At 41.5% G+C, this 23,509-nt stretch carries 9 protein-coding genes; all 9 read left to right on the plus strand.

The genetic code is table 11. The features are described from left to right. The 9 genes from asnB to LY11_RS18475 are packed head-to-tail and all read left to right on the plus strand — an operon-like array spanning nt 1 to nt 23,499. Nucleotides 1-1,860 carry an asparagine synthase (glutamine-hydrolyzing) gene (gene asnB, locus LY11_RS18435; RefSeq protein ID WP_111635117.1) on the plus strand — a complete coding sequence of 620 codons (1,860 nt, stop codon included), beginning with the start codon at nt 1-3 and terminating at the stop codon, nt 1,858-1,860. Between the two features lie 36 nt (nt 1,861-1,896). Further along, nucleotides 1,897-5,031: a condensation domain-containing protein gene (locus LY11_RS18440; RefSeq protein WP_111635118.1), complete on the plus strand. Its 3,135-nt coding sequence runs from the start codon at nt 1,897-1,899 to the stop codon at nt 5,029-5,031. Nucleotides 5,032-5,050: 19 nt separating this feature from the next. Beyond that, nucleotides 5,051-10,822: a non-ribosomal peptide synthetase gene (locus LY11_RS18445; RefSeq protein ID WP_111635119.1), complete on the plus strand. Its 5,772-nt coding sequence runs from the start codon at nt 5,051-5,053 to the stop codon at nt 10,820-10,822. Beyond that, a complete protein-coding gene (locus LY11_RS18450; RefSeq protein ID WP_111635120.1) occupies nt 10,822-15,780 on the plus strand; it encodes an aminotransferase class V-fold PLP-dependent enzyme in 4,959 nt (1,652 codons plus the stop codon). Before LY11_RS18445 ends, LY11_RS18450 begins: the two co-directional genes overlap by 1 nt. Before the next feature lie 4 nt (nt 15,781-15,784). Continuing rightward, complete coding sequence (locus tag LY11_RS18455; protein WP_111635121.1) at nt 15,785-17,668, plus strand: serine hydrolase; 1,884 nt, start codon at nt 15,785-15,787, stop codon at nt 17,666-17,668. A gap of 10 nt (nt 17,669-17,678) precedes the next feature. Continuing rightward, nucleotides 17,679-18,632, plus strand: a complete 954-nt coding sequence (locus tag LY11_RS18460) for a TauD/TfdA family dioxygenase (RefSeq protein WP_111635122.1) — start codon at nt 17,679-17,681, stop codon at nt 18,630-18,632. 26 nt (nt 18,633-18,658) lie between these two features. Continuing rightward, nucleotides 18,659-19,447: an aspartate/glutamate racemase family protein gene (locus LY11_RS18465; RefSeq protein ID WP_111635123.1), complete on the plus strand. Its 789-nt coding sequence runs from the start codon at nt 18,659-18,661 to the stop codon at nt 19,445-19,447. A gap of 33 nt (nt 19,448-19,480) precedes the next feature. Beyond that, nucleotides 19,481-20,443 carry a cupin-like domain-containing protein gene (locus LY11_RS18470; protein ID WP_111635124.1) on the plus strand — a complete coding sequence of 321 codons (963 nt, stop codon included), beginning with the start codon at nt 19,481-19,483 and terminating at the stop codon, nt 20,441-20,443. After that, nucleotides 20,440-23,499: a cyclic peptide export ABC transporter gene (locus tag LY11_RS18475; protein ID WP_111635125.1), complete on the plus strand. Its 3,060-nt coding sequence runs from the start codon at nt 20,440-20,442 to the stop codon at nt 23,497-23,499. Before LY11_RS18470 ends, LY11_RS18475 begins: the two co-directional genes overlap by 4 nt. The last annotated feature ends 10 nt before the right edge of the window (nt 23,500-23,509 follow it).

Below are 23,509 nucleotides of genomic sequence, written 5' to 3' on the forward strand. Positions count from 1 at the left end.
ATGTGTGGAATTTGCGGCTTTGTAAAACATCATCGAACAGCAGATGAAGAGGATGCCATTATTGTTAAAAGGATGAACAGTAAGCTGTTTCACCGGGGCCCGGATGCTCAGGATGTCCTGCTTTTTGATAATGTGGCATTGGGCTTCAGCAGGTTGAGCATTATCGGACTTGAAAATGGCATGCAGCCAATGTATAATGAGGATGAGTCTCTTGTACTGATCTGTAACGGTGAAATTTTCAATTATGTAGAACTCAGGGATCAGCTTCGTGCTGGCGGACATATATTCCGCACACATTCGGATGTAGAAGTAATTCTCCATTTATACGAAGAGCATGGCATGGATTTTCTAAATCAACTGAATGGTCAGTTTGCTTTTGCACTTTATGACAAGCGGAAAAAAACGATGTTCTGTGCACGTGACCAGATGGGAATTATTCCGTTTTTCTATACAGTAGCAGATAACACATTTATTTTTGGTTCTGAAATCAAAGCTATTCTTGAACATCCATTGGTTGTCCGTGAAGTGGATAGGATTGCTCTTGACCAGATATTTACGTTTGCCGGTTTAATAAGTCCGCGCACCATGTTTAAAAATATTAACAGTCTTGAGAACGGCTGTTTCCTGCGTGTTGAGGAAACAGGCAAGGTGATAAAGGAAGAATACTGGGACCTTGTTTTTCCAGAAGGAGAGGTTCTCATGAACGGTAAGCCTGAAAAATGGTATATAGACCAGCTGGAGGAGTTATTTGATAAAGCGATTCAACTGCGTTTAAGAGCGGATGTTCCTTCAGGTTTGTACTTAAGTGGTGGTCTTGATTCCTCAATGATTGCTATGAAAATGAAGCAGCTGGCACCAGGTATTGTGAAAGACGCTTTTTCCATTGATTTCATTGACTCGCAACACTCAGAATCACAATACCAAAAGTTGATTGCCAGGGAAAGTAATGCACGTCTTAACCAAAAAACATTTTTTGCTGATGACATTGTTAAAAGGTTACAGTTGTCAGTTTATCATAGCGAATGCCCAATCAAAGAGACCTATAATACGGCTTCACTTTCCTTGTCAGAATCAGTCAGGGCCAAAGGCATAAAAGTAATTTTATCCGGCGAAGGAGCCGATGAATTTTTTGCAGGGTACGTGGGTTATCGGTTTGATAAAATGCGTGCTGCCAGCTTTATTGATAATCCGGCCAGCATAGCGGAGAAAGATCTTCGGGAACTGGTTTGGGGGGATAAGGATTTTTTCTACGAAAAGAATTTCCTGGAATTTGATGTGATCAAGAAACGCCTGTATAGCAAAGAAATGAGGGAAGATTTTGACTCCATTAATTGTCTGTATCATCAGCCGATCAACAAAAATCGTGTCCAAAAACTGGATGTGCTGAATAAAAGAGCCTATATAGATTACAAAATCAGGCTCGTAGATCACCTGGTATCTGACCACGGTGACCGAATGGCCCTGGCTAATTCAGTAGAAGTACGTTATCCTTTTCTTGACAAAGATCTTATAGAATTTTCTACACGTATTCCTTCGTCTCTTAAGCTGAATGATTTTACTGAAAAATATATTCTAAAACAAATGGCCAGCCGTTTTGTGCCGCAGGAGGTATGTGAAAGGGAGAAATTTCATTTTATAGCACCCGGCAGTCCCTTCTTACTTCAAAAAAATATTGACTATGTCGAGCATTTGCTTTCTTATAATACCATACAGAAGCAGGGATATTTTGATCCCGATGAAGTAGAGCGGCTAAAAAAATTATATATGCAGGATGGATTCAGTATTAATGAACCTTACGAGAGTGACCTTTTAATCGTAGTACTTACGTTCGGTATTTTTCTCGACCATTTTTTCAATTAATCATTATTTATTAAGCGAAGTTTCAAAAATTGACCTATGACATTTCAATCAGAACTCAACAAATCGATACAGGCAAACAGCGATCGTGTAGCCATTGAATATGGCGATCAAAAAATAACATATGCTGTCTTGCAATTGCGGGCGGCTGCGGTTACTAATTATTTACTGCACCGGGGTACACCAAAAGAAGCTGTTATAGGTATTACCGGATTACAGCGGCCTGATGTAATTGCTGCAATGATTGGTGTAATTAATGCCGGCTGCGTATTTGTGATGCTGGATGATACCTGGCCTGAACAAAGGCTTGGTCTGTTGTTAAAGGAACTGAATCTTTATTGTTTAATTACAAATAATACAACTGCGCTGCCTGAGGGGGCAGCATCGCTTTGTGCTGAAGTAATTTCATGGCAGCAGGTACAAAAACACACTATTGCTGACAATGTTGTTTTGCAGCAGCCTGTATACGAAGAAGATGACAGCCTGTATATTTATTTTACTTCTGGTTCTACCGGTACGCCCAAAGGGATTATTGGCAGGAATGGGAGTTTGCTGCATTTCTTAAAATGGGAATTGGAGGCATTTGCGATCAACCAGGCAATGAGGGTAAGCCAGTTTATCAGCCCATATTTTGATGCGTTTTTACGGGATGTATTTATTCCGCTATTTGCTGGTGGCACTCTTTGCATCCCTCCATCAGAAGAAGACTTTTTTACGCCTGAAAAATTGGTCCCATGGATACATGAACAGGCTATTACTTTGATTCATTGCGTACCTAGTGTGTTCCGTGTTTTTAACAATAATATACTGCTTACGGCTACACATTTTCCAGCATTGAAATATGTATTGTTGTCTGGTGAAAAAATAGCTCCTGCAGAATTAAGCAATTGGTTCGCTATTTTTGGGAGCCGCATACAATTAGTAAATCTGTATGGTGCAACTGAAACGACTTTAATCCGTTCCTGCTATCTGATACAGCCCGAAGATGCAGCAGCAGCCAGAATACCTATTGGTTTTCCGATTGCAGATACTGAACTGCTCGTTCTTGGACAAGATCTGAAACCTTGTAATACACTGGTCCAGGGTGATTTATACATCCTGTCAGACTACTTTACCAAAGGCTATTTAAACGATGCCCCACTTACGCAGCAGAAGTTTGCCCATATCGAAACAAGCGATGGCAGCAGGATGTCTTTTAAAACAGGTGATAAAGCCCGTGTGTTAGTGAACGGTGTAATTGAACTCATGGGACGTGAAGACCGGATGGTAAAGATACGCGGTGTACGTATTGAACTGGATGAGATCGAATACGTGCTGGCAAAATTGCCCTTGCTCAAAAATGGTATAGTTGTAAAACGGGAAGATGAAAAAGGTAATGAATCACTTGCAGCTTTTGTGGTAAAAGCTGATGCGGCTGACCCAACATCAGATCTGGAAACTGTAGTCCAAACTCACCTGAAGGAGTATCTGCCTTCTTATATGATACCGGCCAATATAATAAGTCTTGCTGCTTTACCATTGCTGGCCAGCGGAAAAATTGACTATAAACTGCTGGAAAAGGAAACAGGGCCCCGGGAGATAGTGGCACCTGCCAATACCATAGAAGCCGGACTACTGGAAATATGGAAAGAAATTCTTGGTGATAAACCCATTTCTGCTGATGACAGCTTTCATAAAATTGGCGGTAACTCCTTAAGTATGATGAAACTTATTGGCAGAATATATAAGCAATATAATGTGAGGATTACTTTAGGTGACCTTTTTAAAAATCTCACCATTCAAAAACAAGCTGCCTTTATCGGCAGGTCAAGTAAAGACAAGTTGTATGTTATTGCTAAAGTACCTGTAAAACCGTTCTATCAGGTGTCACAGGCACAGGAAAGAATGTATTATAACCAGCAGCTGAATAAAGACAGTGTAGCTTATAATCTGCCTATGGCCCTGGAGATAAAAGGGGAGATAGATCAGGTAAAACTTGAGGGTGCCTTCCGTCAGTTGATTGACAGACACGAAGCTCTTCGTACAGAATTTAAGCTCGAAGATGGTGAATTGCTGCAGGTGGTTAAAGAAAATGTTGATTTTAGTATGGAATCAATCCTTAACGGCAGCAATGATCTTTATAAAACCATTGCAGATTTTAACCGTCCGTTTAACCTGGATCAGGCACCATTAATCAGGTGCGGAATTATCAGTGAAGCCACAGGGAAAAGTATATTGGTTATCAATACCCATCATATTATTTGTGATGGTATTTCACAAGGCAGACTGTTTGCAGAGCTGTTATCACTTTACAATGGCGAAGAGTTAAAACCGCTCAACAGACAATACAAAGATTACGCAGAATGGGAATATGGATTCAGGCAAACAGATGAGTTTCTGTCACTCCGGGAGTTTTGGCTTGGGAATTTTGACGGAACGCTTCCTGTACTTGAACTTCCAACAACAAAAATTGATATTGATAGTATAGCAGACCATGGCGCTACCGTACCTTTTGAAATAGAAAAGGAGAAATTACAGTTGTTGCTCGCTTGTCTGAGCAGTGAAGAAATTACAGTATTTGCGGGTTTGTTTGCACTGAATTATCTGTTTATGTGGCAGATTACAGGTCAGGATGATATTGTGATCGGCACTGCTTCTTCCGGAAGAATGCAGCATGAGCTGGAAGATGTAGTGGGGATGTTTGTTAAAACACTGCCTATACGCTATAAGCTTAATGTAGACCTCACTTTCAAGGAAATGTTAATAGAAATTAATAAACTGCTGATACAGGCCAATAGTAAACAATGGTATGATTTGACGAATATCATGTCAGAGTTAAATGCTGAAAAGAAAGTGCCGGTAGAGAGTTTGTTTGATGTCATGTTTGTTTACCAGGACGTTGAAGATGGCATTCGCGGCGAAGGTGATGCGCTATTTACACGCCTGCCACAAGAAAACAGTGCAGCAAAATATCCTTTGACTTTGATTGCAGTAGATAACGGTCATTCATTTGGGTTTAAGCTGGAATACCTTGCTGGCTATTTTTCTGCAGGAGATATTGACCTGCTGATCACACAATTCATTACCCTGGTAGAGAAAGTTGCACAGAAACCTGAGGCTGGTATTTCAGAAATATTCGGTAGTGCGGAAAAATCTGCGCATATGATGGATGAAGATATTTCTTTCAATTTTTAACAATTAGAATCACAGTATTATGCTAACCAAGTCAACACTGGATATAAAAGGACTGAAGGCCAATGGGAATTTTGTTGCCCGGAATTACTGGAAACAACGTTTGGAGGGGCTCTCGTTCAGGCCATATTTTACAAGTAATACAACTGAGGGAAATGTATCCGGAAAAGAGCAGTATGTTAGTTATAAGGTAGTTGCAGCAGAAGATGTTACCCGGAAAATTGAACAGCTGGCTGCTTCGCCCAAAGCTAAATACCTGGTATTACTGGCGACACTTGGCATACTCGCACAACGTTATGCCGTAATTGATGAGGCCTGTATTTTTACTGCGCTGCCATCGGGTGCAAAGGATGTTGATACAGATGGGGGAATTGTTCCGGTTCGGATGAAAACTGAACCTGGAGATACATTCCGGAAACAGCTGGAAGATTTGAAAAATAACTTGTCCTATGATTTTAATCATGGTAATTATCCGTTGAACCGAATGCTGGCAACAGTAAATGAATCTGAAGCGAGTTTGCCTATAACAGGCCTGCTGCTCGAAGAAATCCATGAGCCTCAGGTATTAGATGCGCTTCAACCTGACTTAATATTTTCTTTTAGCACAGCAGGAGCGGCACTTTCTTTAACTATCCGCTATAACACTCATACCTATGATCCTGCTTTTATCACGTTACTACCTGAATTGTATTTTAACTTGCTTGATCAGCTGATCGATCAAAAGGATACTAGCATAGAAGCCATTGAATTGGTATCCAAAGCAGAACAGCATAAAATACTGCAGGTATTTAACAATACTTCATATCGCTATCCTGCAGAAGAAAGTATCGCAGATATTTTCGAAAATTGTGTGGAACAATATGGCAGCAGTATCGCTCTTATTGAGCGTAACAAGCAATACAGTTATGATTCACTCAACAGGGCAGCCAACAGGTTAAGTTTATTTTTATTAGCTAAAAAAATAGATCTGCAAAAGCCTGTCGCTGTGATGCTGGACAGGTCGGCTGAATTTTTAATCAGCATACTGGCAATCCTCAAAGCGGGAGGGATTTATATGCCTGTTAACCCTGCATATCCGGCAGAAAGAATAAACTATATGCTGGCAAATAGCGGTGCAGGCAGCCTGCTTACTCTGCAGGAACTGTTCAGTAATCCCGAAATCAGCTACCCTGTCAATACCGTATTAATTGATCGTGATAAGGCAGAAATAAACAGCTGTGCTATTGTAAATCCTGAACGCAGCTACAATGCTGGTGTATATGTAATTTATACGTCCGGTTCAACTGGTGAGCCTAAGGGGGTAACCGGGCTGCAGAAAGGCTTGCTTAATCGTTTACAGTGGGGATGGGTGAGTTATCCTTTTGAGGCAAATGAAGTATGCTGCCAGAAAACAAATATCAGTTTTGTAGATCATGTGGCTGAAATTTTTTCGCCACTGCTTAAAGGTATGCCTCTTGTAATGATCAGCGAGGCTGATATGGCAGATATATACCGGTTTACTCTTTGCCTGAAAGAAGCAAGCATTACCCGCTTAACGCTTGTGCCGTCTCTGTTACAGGCGATGATAGCTGAAAAAAAGGAAAAGCAGATTGAATTGCCCGCACTGAACTGCGTAACCTGCAGTGGTGAAGAGCTTTCTTTTCAGCTGGTAACAGAATTTCATGCGGTATTTGCCGGTGTAAAATTATTGAATATTTACGGTTCTACTGAAGTAAGTGCAGATGTCACCTGCTATGAAACAATACCGGACCTTTCAGAAGGAACGGTAAGGAGGAACAAACGTATACCTATTGGTAAACCGGTTTTTAATACAAAAATTGTTATTGTCAATAAAAATGATCAGTTGCAGCCTGTAGGGGTGCCGGGTGAAATTGTTATAGCAGGTGATGCAGTCGTATCAGGCTATAATAATGAGGTAGAGCTGACGGCAGCTAAGTTTGCCAGTATCAGTTGTTTTCCCCACGTACCTGTTTTCCGCTCTGGCGACCTGGGCAGATGGTTGCCTGATGGCACCATTGAATATCTGGGCCGGATTGATCACCAGGTAAAACTACGGGGTATGCGCATCAGGCTAGGTGAAATTGAACAGGCGCTGGTAAGCCATGATACCATCACTGAAGCTGTGGTAGTTACAGTAGGTGAGGGCAATGACCGTTATCTGGCTGCTTATTATAAAGCTGAAAATCCGATAAAAATACAGACCCTGAAAACGTACCTGCTGGCACGTTTGCCAGATTACATGCTTCCTTCCTCTTTTATAGGGTTAGCTGCATTTCCGCTAACATTAAGTGGAAAAACAGACAGGAACGCATTGCCTGCCCCGCAAATAAATACAGGAGAAGAATACGAGCCTGCTTCTGGCGAACTGGAAGAAAAACTAGTGGAGATCTGGTCTGCCATACTAAAAACTAAAAAAGAAACAATCAGTGTAAATGACAGTTTTTTTGATCTGGGCGGTCATTCGCTGCGGGCGATGACACTGGTAAACCGGATACAAGGGGAGCTGGGGATTGAACTGTCCATAAAAAAAGTATTCGAACATAAAACTATTCGCAATTTAGCCAGGGTACTTCAAACCGCTGGTAAGACTACCAGTTACATGCCTTTGCAAAAGGCACCGGTCAGGGATTGGTATGAATTGTCTACTGCACAAATGCGGTTGTATTATTTTTATGAGCTCGACCACCAGTCACTCACCTTTAATTTGCCAGTGGTAGTCAAACTGGAAGGTGTGCTGGATAAACAGAAAGTGGAGCAAGTATTTAACCTGCTTATTCAACGGCATGAAAGCTTACGGACTCTTTTTGAGATCATCAATGGAAAGCCAATGCAGCGTGTTTTGCAGGATTTTATATTAGATATTAGTTATTTTGATACTATTGAGGAGCACGTACAGCAGATTTTAGAACAATTTATCCGTCCTTTCGATCTTAGCCAGGCACCCTTGCTCAGGGTTGGTTTAATTGCGCTCTCCCCTGAGGTGCATTATCTGATAGTAGATATGCACCATATTATTGCCGATGGAACTTCAGTGGGCTTATTGATCAATGATTTTATGGCCTTATATGACGAGGTTGAATTATTGCCGCTTACATTTGATTATAAAGATTTTTCGGTCTGGCAGCAGGATAAAAGTTATCAGGATAAAATTGCCGGACAGAAGGATTTCTGGATAAAAGAATTTTCTGAACCCCTTACACCACTTGATATACCAGTAGATTTTGCAAAGCCATCCTCCACAGAAGGTGATTGGGTCGGGTTTGAATTAAGTGCTGCAGAAACTTCAGATTTGCGTGCGCTCGCTGACCAGGAAGTAGCTACAATTTCAATGGTTATATTGAGTGTACTTACCATTTTACTCAGTAAAATGTCTAATCAGAACGATATTACTGTAGGTATGGCAGTGGCGGGCAGAGAGCAGCTTGAGCTGGAGCAAATGATTGGCATGTTTTCACTCGTGCTTCCATTGCGCGCACATCCTTCGGATGAACTCAGTTTCAGGGAGTATCTAAGGGATTTAAAGGATACGTTTCTGGACACATTTGACAATCAAAGTTATCAGTATGAAGAACTGGCCCGGGAGCTGAACCTGGAACGTGACAGCAGCCGGAACCCCTGGTTTGATGTGATGTACTTATATCAAAATTTTGAAAGATCGGAGTTAGTTATACCTGGTTTAAAAGTAAGCGCTTATAAGGAGCAGAATGTTGTAGCGCATGAAAAACTGAACCTTACGGTTAGTGAAAGCAATACACAGCTTTTCTTTAGACTGGTCTATTCCAAAGCATTGTTTAAAAGAGAAACAGTGGAAAGACTGGCAGGTTATTTCAAAAAAATTATAAGTGCTGTTAATGAAAATGCTGATATAAAAATTGCTTCAATCGAAATGGTCAGTAGCCTGGACAGGCAATTACTATTAAAGGCTATTACGCATTCAAAACATGAGCAGGGCCCTGTAAATTTTGCAGCGGCTTTTGCTGCACAGGTAAAGGAAAATCCACATTGTATTGCTGCCCAGCATAATGTCGACAGACTTACTTATCGTGAGCTGGATGCACAAGCGCAAAAAATAGCTTCTTTTCTTGCTGCCAATGGTGCAGCTGCCAATAAAAATGTAGCTGTACTGTTGCCACGAGGGTTAAATCTGATTATTGCTGCAACCGGAGTTTTTTATGCAGGTGCTACTTATGTACCTGTTGATGTCGATTTCCCGGTGCAGCGCATATTGGAAATGCTGTTGAGCAGTGAGCCTGTTGTGCTGATTACCACACGTAAAGCCCTTGCAATAATTAATGAGGCAGAAAAGACGGCAATCCTGGCAGATGTAATTTGTTGTGCAGAGGACTGGGACAATATTCCTGTGGCTGACTTTAGCCCGGTTATACAAAATAGGAATGACCTGGCTTATATTATTTATACATCCGGCACCACAGGAAAACCTAAAGGCGCAATGGTCAGCCAGCAGGGGATGATGAATCATCTTTGGGCCATGATTGATATATTGAGTATTACCAGTAACGATGTCATTGCACAAACCGCTTCTGCCTGTTTCGACATCTCTATCTGGCAATTACTCAATGCGCTTATTATTGGTGGAAAAACGCTGGTGATAGACAAAGAGAAATTACAATCCCCACAGCAGTTACTACAGTTACTGCAGCAGGAAGGGATTACTATATTTCAAACCGTACCGTCCCTGCTATCTGTGTTCCTGGATGAAGTAACACAGCTGCAGACAGCGGCTCTGCCTCAGTTAAGATGGATGATTCCTACTGGCGAGGCCCTGAGTGTAACACTTGTAAAAAAATGGCAAGCCAAATACCCTGATATTTCTCTGCTCAATGCCTATGGTCCCGCAGAAGCTTCGGATGATGTCACTACTTACGTAGTACCACCGCCGGCTGAAGGACAGCTCTTTATACCGATTGGTAAACCTGTGCAAAATATGCACGTCTACGTACTGGATAACAACCTGAAACTTTGCCCGCCGGGTGTTAAAGGCGAAATATGCGTTGCTGGATGGGGTGTAGGCAAGGGATATTGGAAAGATGCTGAAAAAACAGACGAAGTATTTGTGCCGAATCCTTTTGCGTCAGAAATAAATGATCCTTCATTTGCTATACTATATAAAACAGGGGATATAGGATATTATCTCGAAGATCAGAACATTATTTGTTTGGGCAGAAGTGACGATCAGGTTAAAATCCGCGGTTTCAGAATTGAACCGGGCGAAATTGAAAGTGTACTTCTTACTTATGAGCCCATTCGCGAAGTAAAAGTGTTTGCAAGAGACTGGGCAAATAATAAATACTTAGTTGCTTATTATGTAGCTGAACAGGCGGTAAATACTGCAATACTTGAACAGCACCTTTCTGACAAGTTGCCTCAATATATGATACCTGCGTATTTTATACATCTTCAGCAGTTTCCTGTAACGCTGAATGGTAAAATTGATAAAAGGGCGTTGCCTGTGCCAGAAATGCAGCAAGCAGATTTTATAGCGCCTGATGGTGAAACAGAACAACTCCTTGCAGTGATGTGGGCCGACGTGCTGAAGTTTGATTATAATCAGGTCGGTGCAGAAGCGAGCTTCTTTTCTATGGGTGGTCATTCACTCAATGCCATTACTTTAATTAATAGTGTATATAAACAGTTTAATATTCAGCTTTCATTAAAAGACTTTTTTATGAAACCAACAATCAGAAGTATGGCGGACTATATCGATGCACATCTGTGGTTGAAAAAAGAAGCCAATGATAATACAGTATCGACTAAATCAGAATTTTTAATCTAATGGAAGCACTTATACATAAGCTAAGACGACACCATATAGATGTGGATGTGGTAGGCAATCAGTTAAAACTGCAGGTGCCGGAAGGTTTGCAGGCGGATGAAATTATTCAGGAAGTAAAACTGAATAAAGAGGCGCTGATTGCATTTATTCAAAAGGCCAGGGGTGAAGCTGCGTACAGTAAAATTCCGGCTGCACCTGTTCAGCAGGCCTATGTATTGTCTTCTGCACAGCAGCGGCTTTATTTTTTAAAGGTACTTGACCCGGCATCCCTCGCTTATAATATGCCGCAGGCAATAAGAATCGACGAAAATCTAAATAGCCAAAAGGTGGGTTATGTCTTTAATAAACTTATTGCCCGGCATGAAAGTCTGCGCACTTCCTTTGTAATGATGGATGAAGAGCCTGCTCAGTGTATTGCCCAGGGAATAGATTTTGAGATTGAACATTTTATAGCAACTGAGAAAGAAACGGCTGGCATTATCAGCAAATTTGTAAGGCCTTTCGACCTTGCCCAGGCACCTTTGTTCCGGATTGGAATCATTGAATTGATCAATGAGGATGGTAGCCCTTTAGCAGCTTCAGTGCTTCTTGCGGATATGCACCACATTATTACTGACGGTATTTCAGGAGATATTCTGATGAATGATTTCAGGGCATTTTACCAGGAAAAATGGCTTCCTGAATTAAAGTTGCAATACAAGGATTATGCCGTCTGGCAGCAGAGCAAAGCGCAGCAGGAAATAATAGCCGCACAAAAGGATTTCTGGCTTCAGCAATTTAAAGAAGAAGTTGCTGTACTTCAGCTGCCAGCTGATTTTCAGCGGCCTCTTGAACCCTTACATGAAGGAGCACACCTGTCTTTTAATCTGGGACCGGTAGAAACTGCTGCATTAAAAAATAGAGCTGAAACTATGGGTGTTACCCTGTTTATGGCAGTGTTAGCTGTATATAATATACTGCTGGCCAAATTATGTAACCACGAGGACATCGTGATCGGAACACCTGTAACGGGTAGGAATCATGCCGATCTTGAACAGGTTATCGGGATGTTTGTTAATACACTTGCCATCCGGAACAAACCAGAAGGAGGCCTCAGTTTTAAAGAGTTTTTGACAAAGGTTAAACTCAATACCCTGGCTTGTTTTGACCACCAGGATTACCAGTTTGAAGAACTGATCAGTGAATTAAAAATAAAACGTGATCCGGTCCGTAACCCTCTGTTTGACTTGTTCTTTGTTTATGAGAACGCAAGCCATTCTAAAGCTGATAATTCACAGTCGCCATTTCAATCACTCAGCAGCGGCCATACGGTGGCTAAATTCGACCTCACTTTACTAGCCATAGAAACTGAAGATCAATTGCTGATGCGTTTTGAATACTTGACGTGTTTGTTTAAAAAAGAAACAATAGAACGTTTTGCCGGGTATCTTAAAAAAATATTTACAGCCGTTATAAATAATATAGATTTACCCATTGCTGAGATCGGAATTATTGATCTGGAGGAAAAAAACCAGTTGTTATACGGATTTAACAATACTGCTTTTGAACGCACAGGTAATGAACGTATCAGTGAACTGTTTGCACAACAGGTAAAAGCAACGCCCAGACAAACTGCAATTCATTTTGAAGGGCAAAATATCAGCTACGAAGAACTAGAAGCCAAAGCCAGTGCGCTGACCGAAAAAATACGGCAAAATAAGGTTCCTGAAGGGACGGTATCGGCCATATTACTGGATCGTTCTGTAAATGGTGTTGCCGCAATATTGGCCACCTTAAAATATGGATGTGCTTACCTTGCAATGGATGTGAGTTACCCTGATGACCGGCTCAGTTTTATGCTCAATGACAGTGGTGCAGCGGTACTGTTAACTACATCAGCGATAATGGCAGACAGACAACTGCAATGGCCCGGAAAAACCATGCTGATTGATCTGGCGGAAGGAGAGGTGATTGATGCTGCAGCAGATGGTTTGGATTATACTGCTGCCTTAATGGCACCACCAGATACGCTTTACCTCATTTATTCTTCAGGTTCTACGGGTACTCCAAAAGGTGTAGCTGGCAGTGAACGCGGGCTGATTAACCGGTTAAACTGGGGCTGGCAACAATATCCTTATGAAAAAGGGGAGGTTTGTTGTTTTAAAACGAACCTTGGTTTTGTAGACCATGTTGCTGAGCTGTTCAGTCCTCTGCTTCAGGGGGTTCCGCTTGTATTACTACCTGATAATATCAGTAGTAATCCAGAAATGCTGATGAACGAAGTAATCAGTCATAATATCAGCAGAATTACACTGGTTCCTTCTCTGCTTCAATCACTCTTGCAAATAAAAAAATACCGTAACCTTCACCTAAGCGCATTAAAATATTTCTTTTGTAGTGGCGAGATACTGTCATTGCAGTTGGCAAAACAATTTTGCAAAGAATTCGGAACTGCCTTTCTGGTGAATATCTATGGATCTTCAGAAGTTGGTGCAGATGTTACCTGGCATCAGGTAGATCGTTTTAATGTGGAAGAGGTTTTAAGTTATTTCCGCCATATTTCTACTGCAGACAATATTGCGGTGCAGGCTGGTACAGATTTTACTTCGGGGCATGTCGGGCTCGGAGAAATTGCTGCAAGGTTCACCAACAGCAAGGTCGCTGAATACCCTGTTTCGCTTACAGCATATTATAACATGCTCCGTAAAGATGTTATACCCTATACAATTAATACAGCGTCGCCTACTTTTATCGGACATATGACTTCTGTACTGCCAGATTATGTACATGATATTAGCAAACTGGTTTCTCAGTTGAATCAAAACCTGGTCAAAGTAGAGACATCCAAATCTCTTACCTTTCTGGAAAGGGAGGCCATTGGCATATTACACAGACTTTTTTATGCTAATCCTGAATCTTTTTATACCCAATATATACAACAGCTGAATGCCAACCTTGGTATTATTACCAGTGGTGGGACAACGGCGAATATAGCCGCATTACTTTGCGCACGTAACAGGGCGCTGCTGGCTGTGGTAAAGGACGAACAATTACTCAAAGAAAGCAGTATACATTCACTCTTACAGGCACATGGTTATAACGATATGGTGTTACTGGGTTCTAAACTCATGCACTATTCGTTCAGGAAAGCCATGAGTATAATGGGGCTGGGTACCAGTAATATCATACTTGTTGAAAATGACGAAAATGGTGTGATGTGCGCAGATGATCTGCAACATAAGATAGATACCTGCCGGCAAAAGCGATTATTGATAATGGCTGTTGTTGGGATCGCCGGCTCTACAGAACGGGGCAGCATAGACCCTCTGGAAAAAATAGGGGTCATTGCCAGAAATAATCAGATACATTTACATGTGGATGCCGCCTGGGGTGGTGCGCTCATTTTTTCTGATGCACACCGCAGCTTATTGAAAGGTATTGAACAAGCCGATTCAATTACTTTTTGCGGGCATAAACAATTGTATCTGCCACAAGGTATCAGTGTTTGTTTGTTCAGCGATCCTGATCGCCTTAATCTTACTGCTACTCCGGCCAGTTACCAGGCTGCACCCAATTCATTTGATACAGGAAGATTTACTATCGAAGGCTCCAGGCCCGCGCTATCCATGTGTCTGCATGCGTCGCTTAATATAATTGGCAGAAAGGGATATGAAATGCTGATCAACAGCAATATTAAAAAAGCAGAAGTATTTGCAGCAATGCTCCGGGGGATGCCGTTTTTTGAACTCATCAGTTGTCAGATTAATATTATTAATTATCGGTATATCCCGGCTGCTTACCGTGATCAGACAGGAACTTTGAAAGCAAGCGCTGAGCAGAATCAGCAGATCAATGCCATCAACCGTAACATACAAGAAAAGCAGTTTTTTCAAGGCGCAACTTTTGTTTCCAAAACCACGATTTCACATCCCGTATATGAGGAAATAGTCGTGTTTCGTGTAGTCCTTTCAAACCCCCTGACTACGCACGATGATTTAATTAACGTACTTAAAAATCAGCTGCAGATTATCCGGGAGAACTATGAAGAGGATAATGATTTGCAGGTAAATGAAAACATACTGTTTGCTGAGGATATGTTTGAAGAAGAAGAAACGGGGAGGGGTAATAAAATATCTATTGGCAAACCGCTGCCTAACACACAGATTTTAATTACAGATCCATATGGCCATTTGCTTCCGGCCGGTGTGTCCGGAGAAATATGTGTGGCAGGAGCAGGGCTTGCTAACGGCTATATTGGTCATGCCGCTGCAACAGCGGGCAGCTTCATTAAACATCCTTACCAGGAAAATGCCCGCTTGTATAAAACAGGTGATTTAGGGAAATGGCTACCTGACGGTAATATTGAATTTCTGGGAAGAATCGACAGTCAGGTGAAAATACGCGGATTCAGAATAGAACCTGTTGAAATAGAACAAACACTTTGCCTGCATGAAGCTGTTGAACAAGCAATTGTAACAGGCAAAGGAAAACCGGGTTCGCAATATCTGGTTGCTTATTATGTTGCGCAGGAAAGTATTCCGGTAACCGAACTCAAAGCACTGCTGATGAAAAAGTTACCAGCTTATATGGTTCCCGCGCATTATATAAAGCTCGAACAAGTGCCTTTTACCCCAAGCGGAAAAATAGACAGGAAGCTATTACCGGAAATAGATGGTAGTGAGGTAGTGCGCATAGCCTATGAAGCCCCGCATACTTTACTGCAGCAAAACCTGGTGCGGGTATGGGAAAAACTGCTGAATATAACCGGGATCGGAATTAATGATAACTTTTTCGATCTGGGCGGCCATTCCTTGTCTACGATCAGGCTGGCCGCCGCCATTAAAAGGGAAATTGACATCACGTTACCAATTCATATTGTATTTCAGTTGGGCACTATTGCAGGTATTGCACAGTGGGTAGAACTTAATTACGGCGAAGAAAGCGATACAGAAGAATATTACGACGAAATAAAAATATAAACCTATGAAACTATATGTTTTGTTCTTGTGCGTATTGGCATGGTTATGCCCGGTGAAATTGATTGCACAATCAGCTTCTTTTACCGTAAATGGTAAAAAGGTAGTCATCAAAACTTTCAATAGTTCATTTGAACAATTGCTGAAAGCAACAGACATTCCTGGTGCCAGTCTGGCTATTATAGACCATAATAAAATTGCATTTACTGGTTATTATGGAGTTAAAACGTTAAAAGGTCAGGAAAAGGTAGATGCTGAAACCGTTTTTGAGGCATGCTCTCTCTCTAAAAGTTACCTCGTATATGCTGCATTTCGCTTAGTGGAAGAAGGTAAACTTGATCTTGATAAGCCGGTTTATCAGTATATGGAGCCAGGTGCGGCCCTTGACCATGATGTCCGTTATAAATTAATCACCCCACGGATGATTTTATCGCATTGTTCCGGAATTGAAAACTGGAAAGAAGACAACAACCGGGATACGCTGGAAATACTGACAGATCCCGGTAAAAGTTTTGTGTATTCAGGCACGGGATATAATTACCTGGCAGAAGCCATTGCAACTATTATCGGCAAACCTTATGAAACATACGTAAACGAACTGGTATTGCAGCCATTGCATCTGCAGCATTCCTACTTAAGATTTACCAAAGACGGCCCTTTTAATTATGCAACTGGTCATAATATTTTTGGGAAAGAAATCCCTAAATGGAAAAATGAAGAAGCTGTCCCATCCAGTGCTAACAATGTTACTGCTGAGGATTATGCCAGGCTGATCATCGCCACTTTTGACGGACAGCACCTTTCCAAAAAAACAGAACAAGCTTTGCTTACGCCGCTCATTAGTACAAGTGGCAATCAAAAGCCATATTACTATGGGCCAGGTTTCGAGATATTTTATGCTGAAGGCGACACCATTATCAGCCACGGTGGTAATAATGCAGGGTTTAAAGGCCAATTGTTTTATTCCTTAAAGCACAAATGCGGTTTTGTCCTGCTTACCAATGGCGACAGGGGCAAACTGGCTGTGAGTGCCTTAAATAAAATGACTGCTTGTTTACCTGTTGAGGCATATTACCAGCAAATAAGTCTTGAGGAATATCCCGATGCGTCGGTTGGTTTATTTCATACTTATCTGACCAGTGGCCTTGATGCAATGCAGGATTCGATAAAGGTTATGGAAAAGAATAAAAAACTCACAGAAGGTACGCTTAATGCACTGGGAAGTGTATTTATGGATTCCGATACTGCATTGAGCAGAAAATTACTGCAAAACAACCTGGTATTGTATCCTGGATCGTCACTTGGTTATTACCTTTTAGGGAACTTATACAAGAACCGTTATGCTTACGATATTGCCTACGGATATTATGTCAAAGCAAAAGCTCTGCATTTTGATCTTTGGGAAACAGAATTAACGCGTGAACTGGAATTGTGCAGGCTAAAAATAGCCGATGCCCGGCGAAGAACAGCATTGCTTGCTGAAGTGAATGCTGCAGGACAGTTAACGTTGCAGGCTGAAGCGTATAATCAGATGCAGGGAATAGAAGTGCGGGTAACTAAAGACTCCGGGGGCGGCCAGGCATTAGGCTTTATTGATACAGGCGATTGGATGAACTATAAAGTGCGTGTACCAGATGCCGGAAGGTATCAGCTGCAATTAAGGGTCTCGAGCGAACCGGGTAACGGCCGTGCTGAATTGCGTTCAGGAGCTACTGTGATTGCAGCGTTTGATATTACTTCCACTAAAAGCTGGGAATCATTCACTACGCTGACTGCCTATGCCGATTTACCTGCAGGTCTGCAAACCTTTCAACTCTATGCAGCCAAGGGCGGTTTCGATGTAAACTGGATACAGTTTACCAGAATTAAAAATATATCCTCTAAAAAATAAACATCATTGTATGACTAAACTCACCTCTTCAACCGGTCGGGCATTGCCTTTTACAGTACAGCTGAATGAGCTTACACCGGATAGATTTATTGATTATTACCAGTCGGACAGGCAGTTTATCGACAACATGCTTTTGGTCAGCGGCGCAGTAAAATTTTCTGGTGTGGAAATCAATACGCCAACTGTATTTGAACATATTGTTCATTCCATTTCAAACAAGTTTTTAAATTATGTCGATGGTAATTCGCCACGCGTAAAATTATCTGATAGTGTTTATACTTCTACAGAATACGATCAAAGTCAGGTTATTACCATGCACAATGAACTATCTTATTCTGCGAAATGGCCGAATAAATTGTTTTTTACTTGTCTTACCCCTGCTGAAAGCGGTGGGGAAACCCTGCTTGCAGACAGTCGGGAAATACTGCAGGCCATGAATAAAGATATTGTGGATGAAATTGAAGCCAGAGGACTGCTATATATCAGAAACCTGCATGGTGGGGATGGTATGGGCCCTTCTTGGCAGGATACATTTGAAACTACCGATAAACAGGAGCTGGAAACATATTGCAAAAAACACAACATTTCTTTTGAATGGACTGATCAGGACAGTCTGCGCCTCAAACAATCCGCCCGTGGTATTATAAGTCACAGGAGTACTGGAGAAAAAGTATGGTTTAATCAGGCAGATCAGTTTCATCCGCTGCACCTCGGCCGGGAAATGGTAGAAGTCCTGGAGTTAATGTATGGTACGCCTGAATATTTTCCTATGTATGTAAGCTATGGGGATGGAAAAGAAATCAGCGTTGACACTGTGCAGGAGATATTACAAACCATAGCCGGTGTTACGCTGGCACCTGTATGGAAAAAAAATGAACTGCTCGTGATAGACAATGAATTGGCAGCGCATGGTAGAAACCCATTCACCGGAGATCGAAAGGTACTCGTTGCCATGACTGAATAATCTTTAACCCTTTAAAATAAAATTGGATGAACCTTGAAAAAGACCAGGTTATAGGTATTGTTGGTGGTATGGGACCTGAAGCCGGTATTGCACTTTGCAATTACTTGCTAAGAGATCCCCTTGCGGTTGAAGATCAGCGTCACCTGTCATTTATGCTGATGTCTTTTCCCGCTCATATTACCGATAGAACCGCTTTTCTTGAAGGAAGTTGCACCCTCAATCCGGCTTATGCTGTCGCAGATATTATTGCCAGGCTGGAAAAAGCTGGTGCAGGTATCATCGCGATTGCATGTAATACCTGCCATGCACCAGAAATATATAATGTAATACTGGATGAGCTCGGTAAGATGAACAGTGAAGTCAGGCTGATGCACATGCCATACGAAACCTTAAGTTTTGTGAAGAAAAACTATCAGCAGGTAAAGCGTATCGGGTTAATGACAACTAATGGAACTTATCACTCCGGAGTATATGAAAAACTATTCAGGGAAAGTGGTTATGAGGTGGTACTGCCTGACATTGATTTGCAGAATAACTGTATCCATCGGATGATTTATGATCCCTTAACAGGGATAAAAGCCAATCCGAATCATATCACCCATGAAGTGACTGAGCTAATGAATGAGGCGATGAATTTTTTTAAAAATAATGGCGCAGATGCTGTTGTATTAGGGTGTACTGAACTATCTCTGGTTAATACAGCAGCGTTTGAAAAAGAATTGCCAATAATTGATGCCATGAAAATATTATCCCTTGCACTTATCAAAGAATCAACATATCCCGGTGTTGTAAAACCCGGAGAACTGGCCGGCTAACACCGGTAATTGACCCTATCTAAACCTATTATTATGCGTGATTTTTTAGAAAGCAAAACTGATGTGGATGAAATGAAGCCTATAATGGATCGTTTCCTTTCCTTTATACCTGGTGTGGGTAAGCCACTTCCGGTTCCGGTAGTTGATGCCGAAACACTTACAGAAAAGGAGTTTACACAAAAATGGGTGTCTTGCAATAAACCCTGCCTGGTAAAAAAAGCTGTAGCACACTGGCCTGCTGTGGAAAAATGGAGAGATAAAGAATACTGGTTAAGCAAATGTGACAACTTTGATATTAATGTTTATCCGCATCAGAATTTCAACAATAAAGAAAAACAAAACACAGATAAAGAAGTGATGCCATTTCATAAAGCCATTGAACGGTTGTTTGAAAACAGGGATTATATATTCAGCCTGCCTTCTGAGCAAATAACCGAAGAGGGGAGGTTTTCGAAAATAAAAGCCGATATGCCAGGGTTCACTTTTTTACCCCAGGCGGAAAACCCGCGTTATTACGAACGGATGCGCTTCTTCTCCTACAGAAGAGCTGCCACAGGCTGGCATTATCACGGTGTGGATGAGACGCTTATGTGCCAGGTAAATGGTACTAAACGTGTAGCGCTTTTATCACCTGATATGCCCAGACCAGATTATATTACCCGTTATCTGCAGGAGGAAAATTACTTAAACGATGATCCTTTTCAGGTACAGGATAATATCGCTCCATTTATGGTAGATGTAGAGGAAGGTGATGCCTTATATATCCCGCCTTACTGGCATCATGTAGTGGTTCCGGTTGACGGGGAAATTGGTTTTACCGTTGCCTTTTGCTGGAAAAGCCCATTGCATATATTAGGTAATTTCTCTAATTACTTTGTACGCGCGCTGTATAAACAGGGGATGTGGCCAATCAACAAAAACACCTTATTTATGCCACTATTGGGCTGTTATGCCGGTATGTTGCACCTCATTAGAAAAATGTCCGGACGAGTATGAAAAAATATATATTGTTTTTAACCCTTTTCTTTTTGCCTGCCCATTCCTGGTTGATGGCGCAAGAGAAAACATGGCCTGCTTTTACTTTTGAACAAATAGATAAAAAGGTGAGGCAATGGATGAAGCAGGGGAATATCCCCGGCATGAGCCTGGTTGTTATCAATGGAAACAAGCAGTTTATCAAAAGCTATGGCTATGCAGATCTTCAGCAGCAGCTTCCTGTCAGTTCCAATACCTTATTTGAGCTGGGGTCGTGCAGTAAGGCTTTTACTGCGTTAGCGGCTGCAAGGCTCATAGAAGAAGGGAAACTGAAACCTGACAGCAGCGTGCAATATTACCTGCCTTGGTGGAATGTGACCTATAAATATAAAAAAGCAACGATAACTGTAAGGCAGTTATTACATCATACCAGTGGTATTCCATGGAATACCATTTCAAAAATCCCGCAAACAGACGGCAGAAATGCGCTGGAACAAACAGTGCAGGAGCTGAAAAATCAGGAACTTAGTGAGCTGCCTGGCAAAAAATATGAATATGCTACCATTAACTATGATGTGGTCGCACTTATCATACAGCAACTGACAAAACAATCATTTGAAACTTATTTACAGCAACAGGTTATTAATCCGCTGGGATTAAAACACACCACTGTAGGCTTGCAGCCTGGTAAAACAATAACAGCGACAGGGTATAAAAATGGTTTCTTTAAACCCAGACCATATACTTCACCTTTATTTCGTGGTAACAATGCGGCAGGTTATGTCATTTCAAATGCCGTGGATGTAGCCGAATGGGTAAAGCTGCAAATGGGTTTGACTACCAATTCTTTACTCGATCATGCAGCAGCCCTGACACACGAGCGTGATGAAACAGTTCCGTTACATGCTATGTCGGCCTATGCCATGGGGTGGCATGTGTCACTGAACGGAAACAGGGAGATCTTTCACGATGGGTTAAATCCAAACTTTACCTCTTACATCACTTTCAAACAAAGCAATAAAACAGCTGTGGCCGTATTGGCCAATTCCAACAGTAGTTTAACTGCTATTATAGGTGACAGGGTAATGCGTATGCTAAATGCGGAAGAAATGCCCAAAGAATTTGATACTGGTGACGGGCTGGATAAAGGGTTTTCCATTTTTACCATAGCCATAAGTATTTACCTGGTGGCTGTGTTTACATTTCTGCTTATTATCATAACAGCCATAATTAAAGGAAAAAGAACTTATACTGGCTTCTCCATAAGAACAGTGCAACAACTGGCTTTACTGCTGCTGGTTTTTTGTCCTTTTCTGGCGGGTATTTATCTGCTGCCCCAGGCCATCACTGGTTTTAACTGGAGTGCCTTGCTGGTGTGGTCGCCAATTAGCCTGCCAGTAGCGCTTGCCCTGGTTATTGCTGCTATGGTTGCCAGTTACATCGTATATCTTGTAGGTTTGCTTTTTCCGGAAAAAAACAACCTGAAACGCCTTGCCCCAAGGCTTTTCCTCCTCTCTATTTTATCTGGTCTGGCTAATATGGCCATTATTATAATCATTACATCTTCACTCGATAGCAAGGTGGAACTGAAATATCTCATCTTTTATTATTTATTAACTATAGGCCTGTATTTGTTTGGAAGAAGGTTCGTACAAACAAACCTCATCCGTTTTTCAAGAGACTTAACAAATGATCTGCGTATAAAATTGATAGATAAAATGTTCTCTACTTCTTATCAGAAATTTGAAAAGATTGACCGTGGCCGTGTATATACTGCTCTTAATGACGATCTGAATACCATCGGTGAATCCACCAATGTATTTATGACGCTGGTTTCCAGTTCTATTACTGCTATAGGCGCTTTTGTATACCTGGCAACTATTGCATTCTGGTCAGCCATGCTGACCATTATCTTGCTAAGTATTATCATGTTGCTCTATTATTCAGTGAGCAGGAAAATGAACTCAAATTTTGAGCAGGCACGCGACGCGCGTAATGTGTTTATACGCCTTACCAATGGTATGATAGATGGCTTTAAGGAGATCAGCCTGCACAGGAATAAAAAACGGCAATATAAAGACGATGTAGCCGAATGTGCAATAGAATTCAAAGAAAAAGTGGCGGTGGCCAGTATCCGTTTTGTAGACGTTAACCTTGTAGGAGAATCTGTACTTATTGTTTCCCTTGGTGTGGTTGTCTTTGCTTTTCCACGGCTTTTTCCTGGTATACCATCTTATACAATTATGAACTTTGTGATCATCCTGCTTTACCTGATAGCACCTGTAAATGGGATATTAAATTCAGTACCTGCAGTAATGCAGCTGCGCATAGCATGGAACAGGATCACACAATTTTCAAAGGAAATCCCCGCTAATCTCAATCTTGCAGAAACACCTTTGCTGGTACCGGTAGTAAGAAGCATTAAAGCTAAGGGGCTAAAATTCAAGTATAAAAATGAAGCAGGCACCTTTACCGTTGGCCCTGTTAACCTGGAAGCTGAATCTGGTGAAATACTCTTTATCATAGGCGGTAATGGCAGTGGTAAAACAACGCTGGCAAAAATGCTTACTGGTTTGTATGAGGCCGATGAAGGTATTTTGATGATTAACGATGAAGTCGTATTGCCTGCAGTAATCGGTGAATATTTTTCAGCGGTATTTAGTCCGGTCCATCTTTTTGAAAAATTATACAACATTGATACTATAGTCAAGTCGGATGAAATTGATCGTTACCTGACCTTATTGGATCTTTATGATAAAGTAAGTATCAGCGATAACAGGTACAGTACTATAGCACTTTCTGGTGGACAGCGTAAAAGGCTTGCGCTGCTGCAATGCTACCTGGAAGATTCACCTGTTTATTTATTCGATGAGTGGGCCGCAGATCAGGACCCGGATTATCGTTATTTCTTCTACCGCACGCTGCTGCCGGAAATGAAGAAAAAAGGGAAAATCGTGATCGCCATTACACACGATGATCATTATTTTGATGTAGCTGATAAAGTCATGAAAATGAATCAGGGTCAGCTGGAAAATTATATCGTTAAGCCGGCTAAATATTTAAACAACTTGAGCTAACCAATAAAGT

It is taken from the genome of Pedobacter cryoconitis (assembly GCF_003259615.1).
Taxonomy (GTDB): Bacteria; Bacteroidota; Bacteroidia; order Sphingobacteriales; family Sphingobacteriaceae; genus Pedobacter; species Pedobacter cryoconitis.

Bases quoted from the DNA above. Each gene is read 5' to 3' on its own strand.
- LY11_RS18450 (WP_111635120.1), top strand. From the start codon at position 10,822: ATGGAAGCACTTATACATAAGCTAAGACGACACCATATAGATGTGGAT.
- LY11_RS18475 (WP_111635125.1), top strand. From the start codon at position 20,440: ATGAAAAAATATATATTGTTTTTAACCCTTTTCTTTTTGCCTGCCCAT.
- LY11_RS18445 (WP_111635119.1), top strand. From the start codon at position 5,051: ATGCTAACCAAGTCAACACTGGATATAAAAGGACTGAAGGCCAATGGG.
- LY11_RS18470 (WP_111635124.1), top strand. From the start codon at position 19,481: ATGCGTGATTTTTTAGAAAGCAAAACTGATGTGGATGAAATGAAGCCT.
- LY11_RS18455 (WP_111635121.1), top strand. From the start codon at position 15,785: ATGAAACTATATGTTTTGTTCTTGTGCGTATTGGCATGGTTATGCCCG.
- LY11_RS18465 (WP_111635123.1), top strand. From the start codon at position 18,659: ATGAACCTTGAAAAAGACCAGGTTATAGGTATTGTTGGTGGTATGGGA.
- LY11_RS18440 (WP_111635118.1), top strand. From the start codon at position 1,897: ATGACATTTCAATCAGAACTCAACAAATCGATACAGGCAAACAGCGAT.
- LY11_RS18460 (WP_111635122.1), top strand. From the start codon at position 17,679: ATGACTAAACTCACCTCTTCAACCGGTCGGGCATTGCCTTTTACAGTA.
- asnB (WP_111635117.1), top strand. From the start codon at position 1: ATGTGTGGAATTTGCGGCTTTGTAAAACATCATCGAACAGCAGATGAA.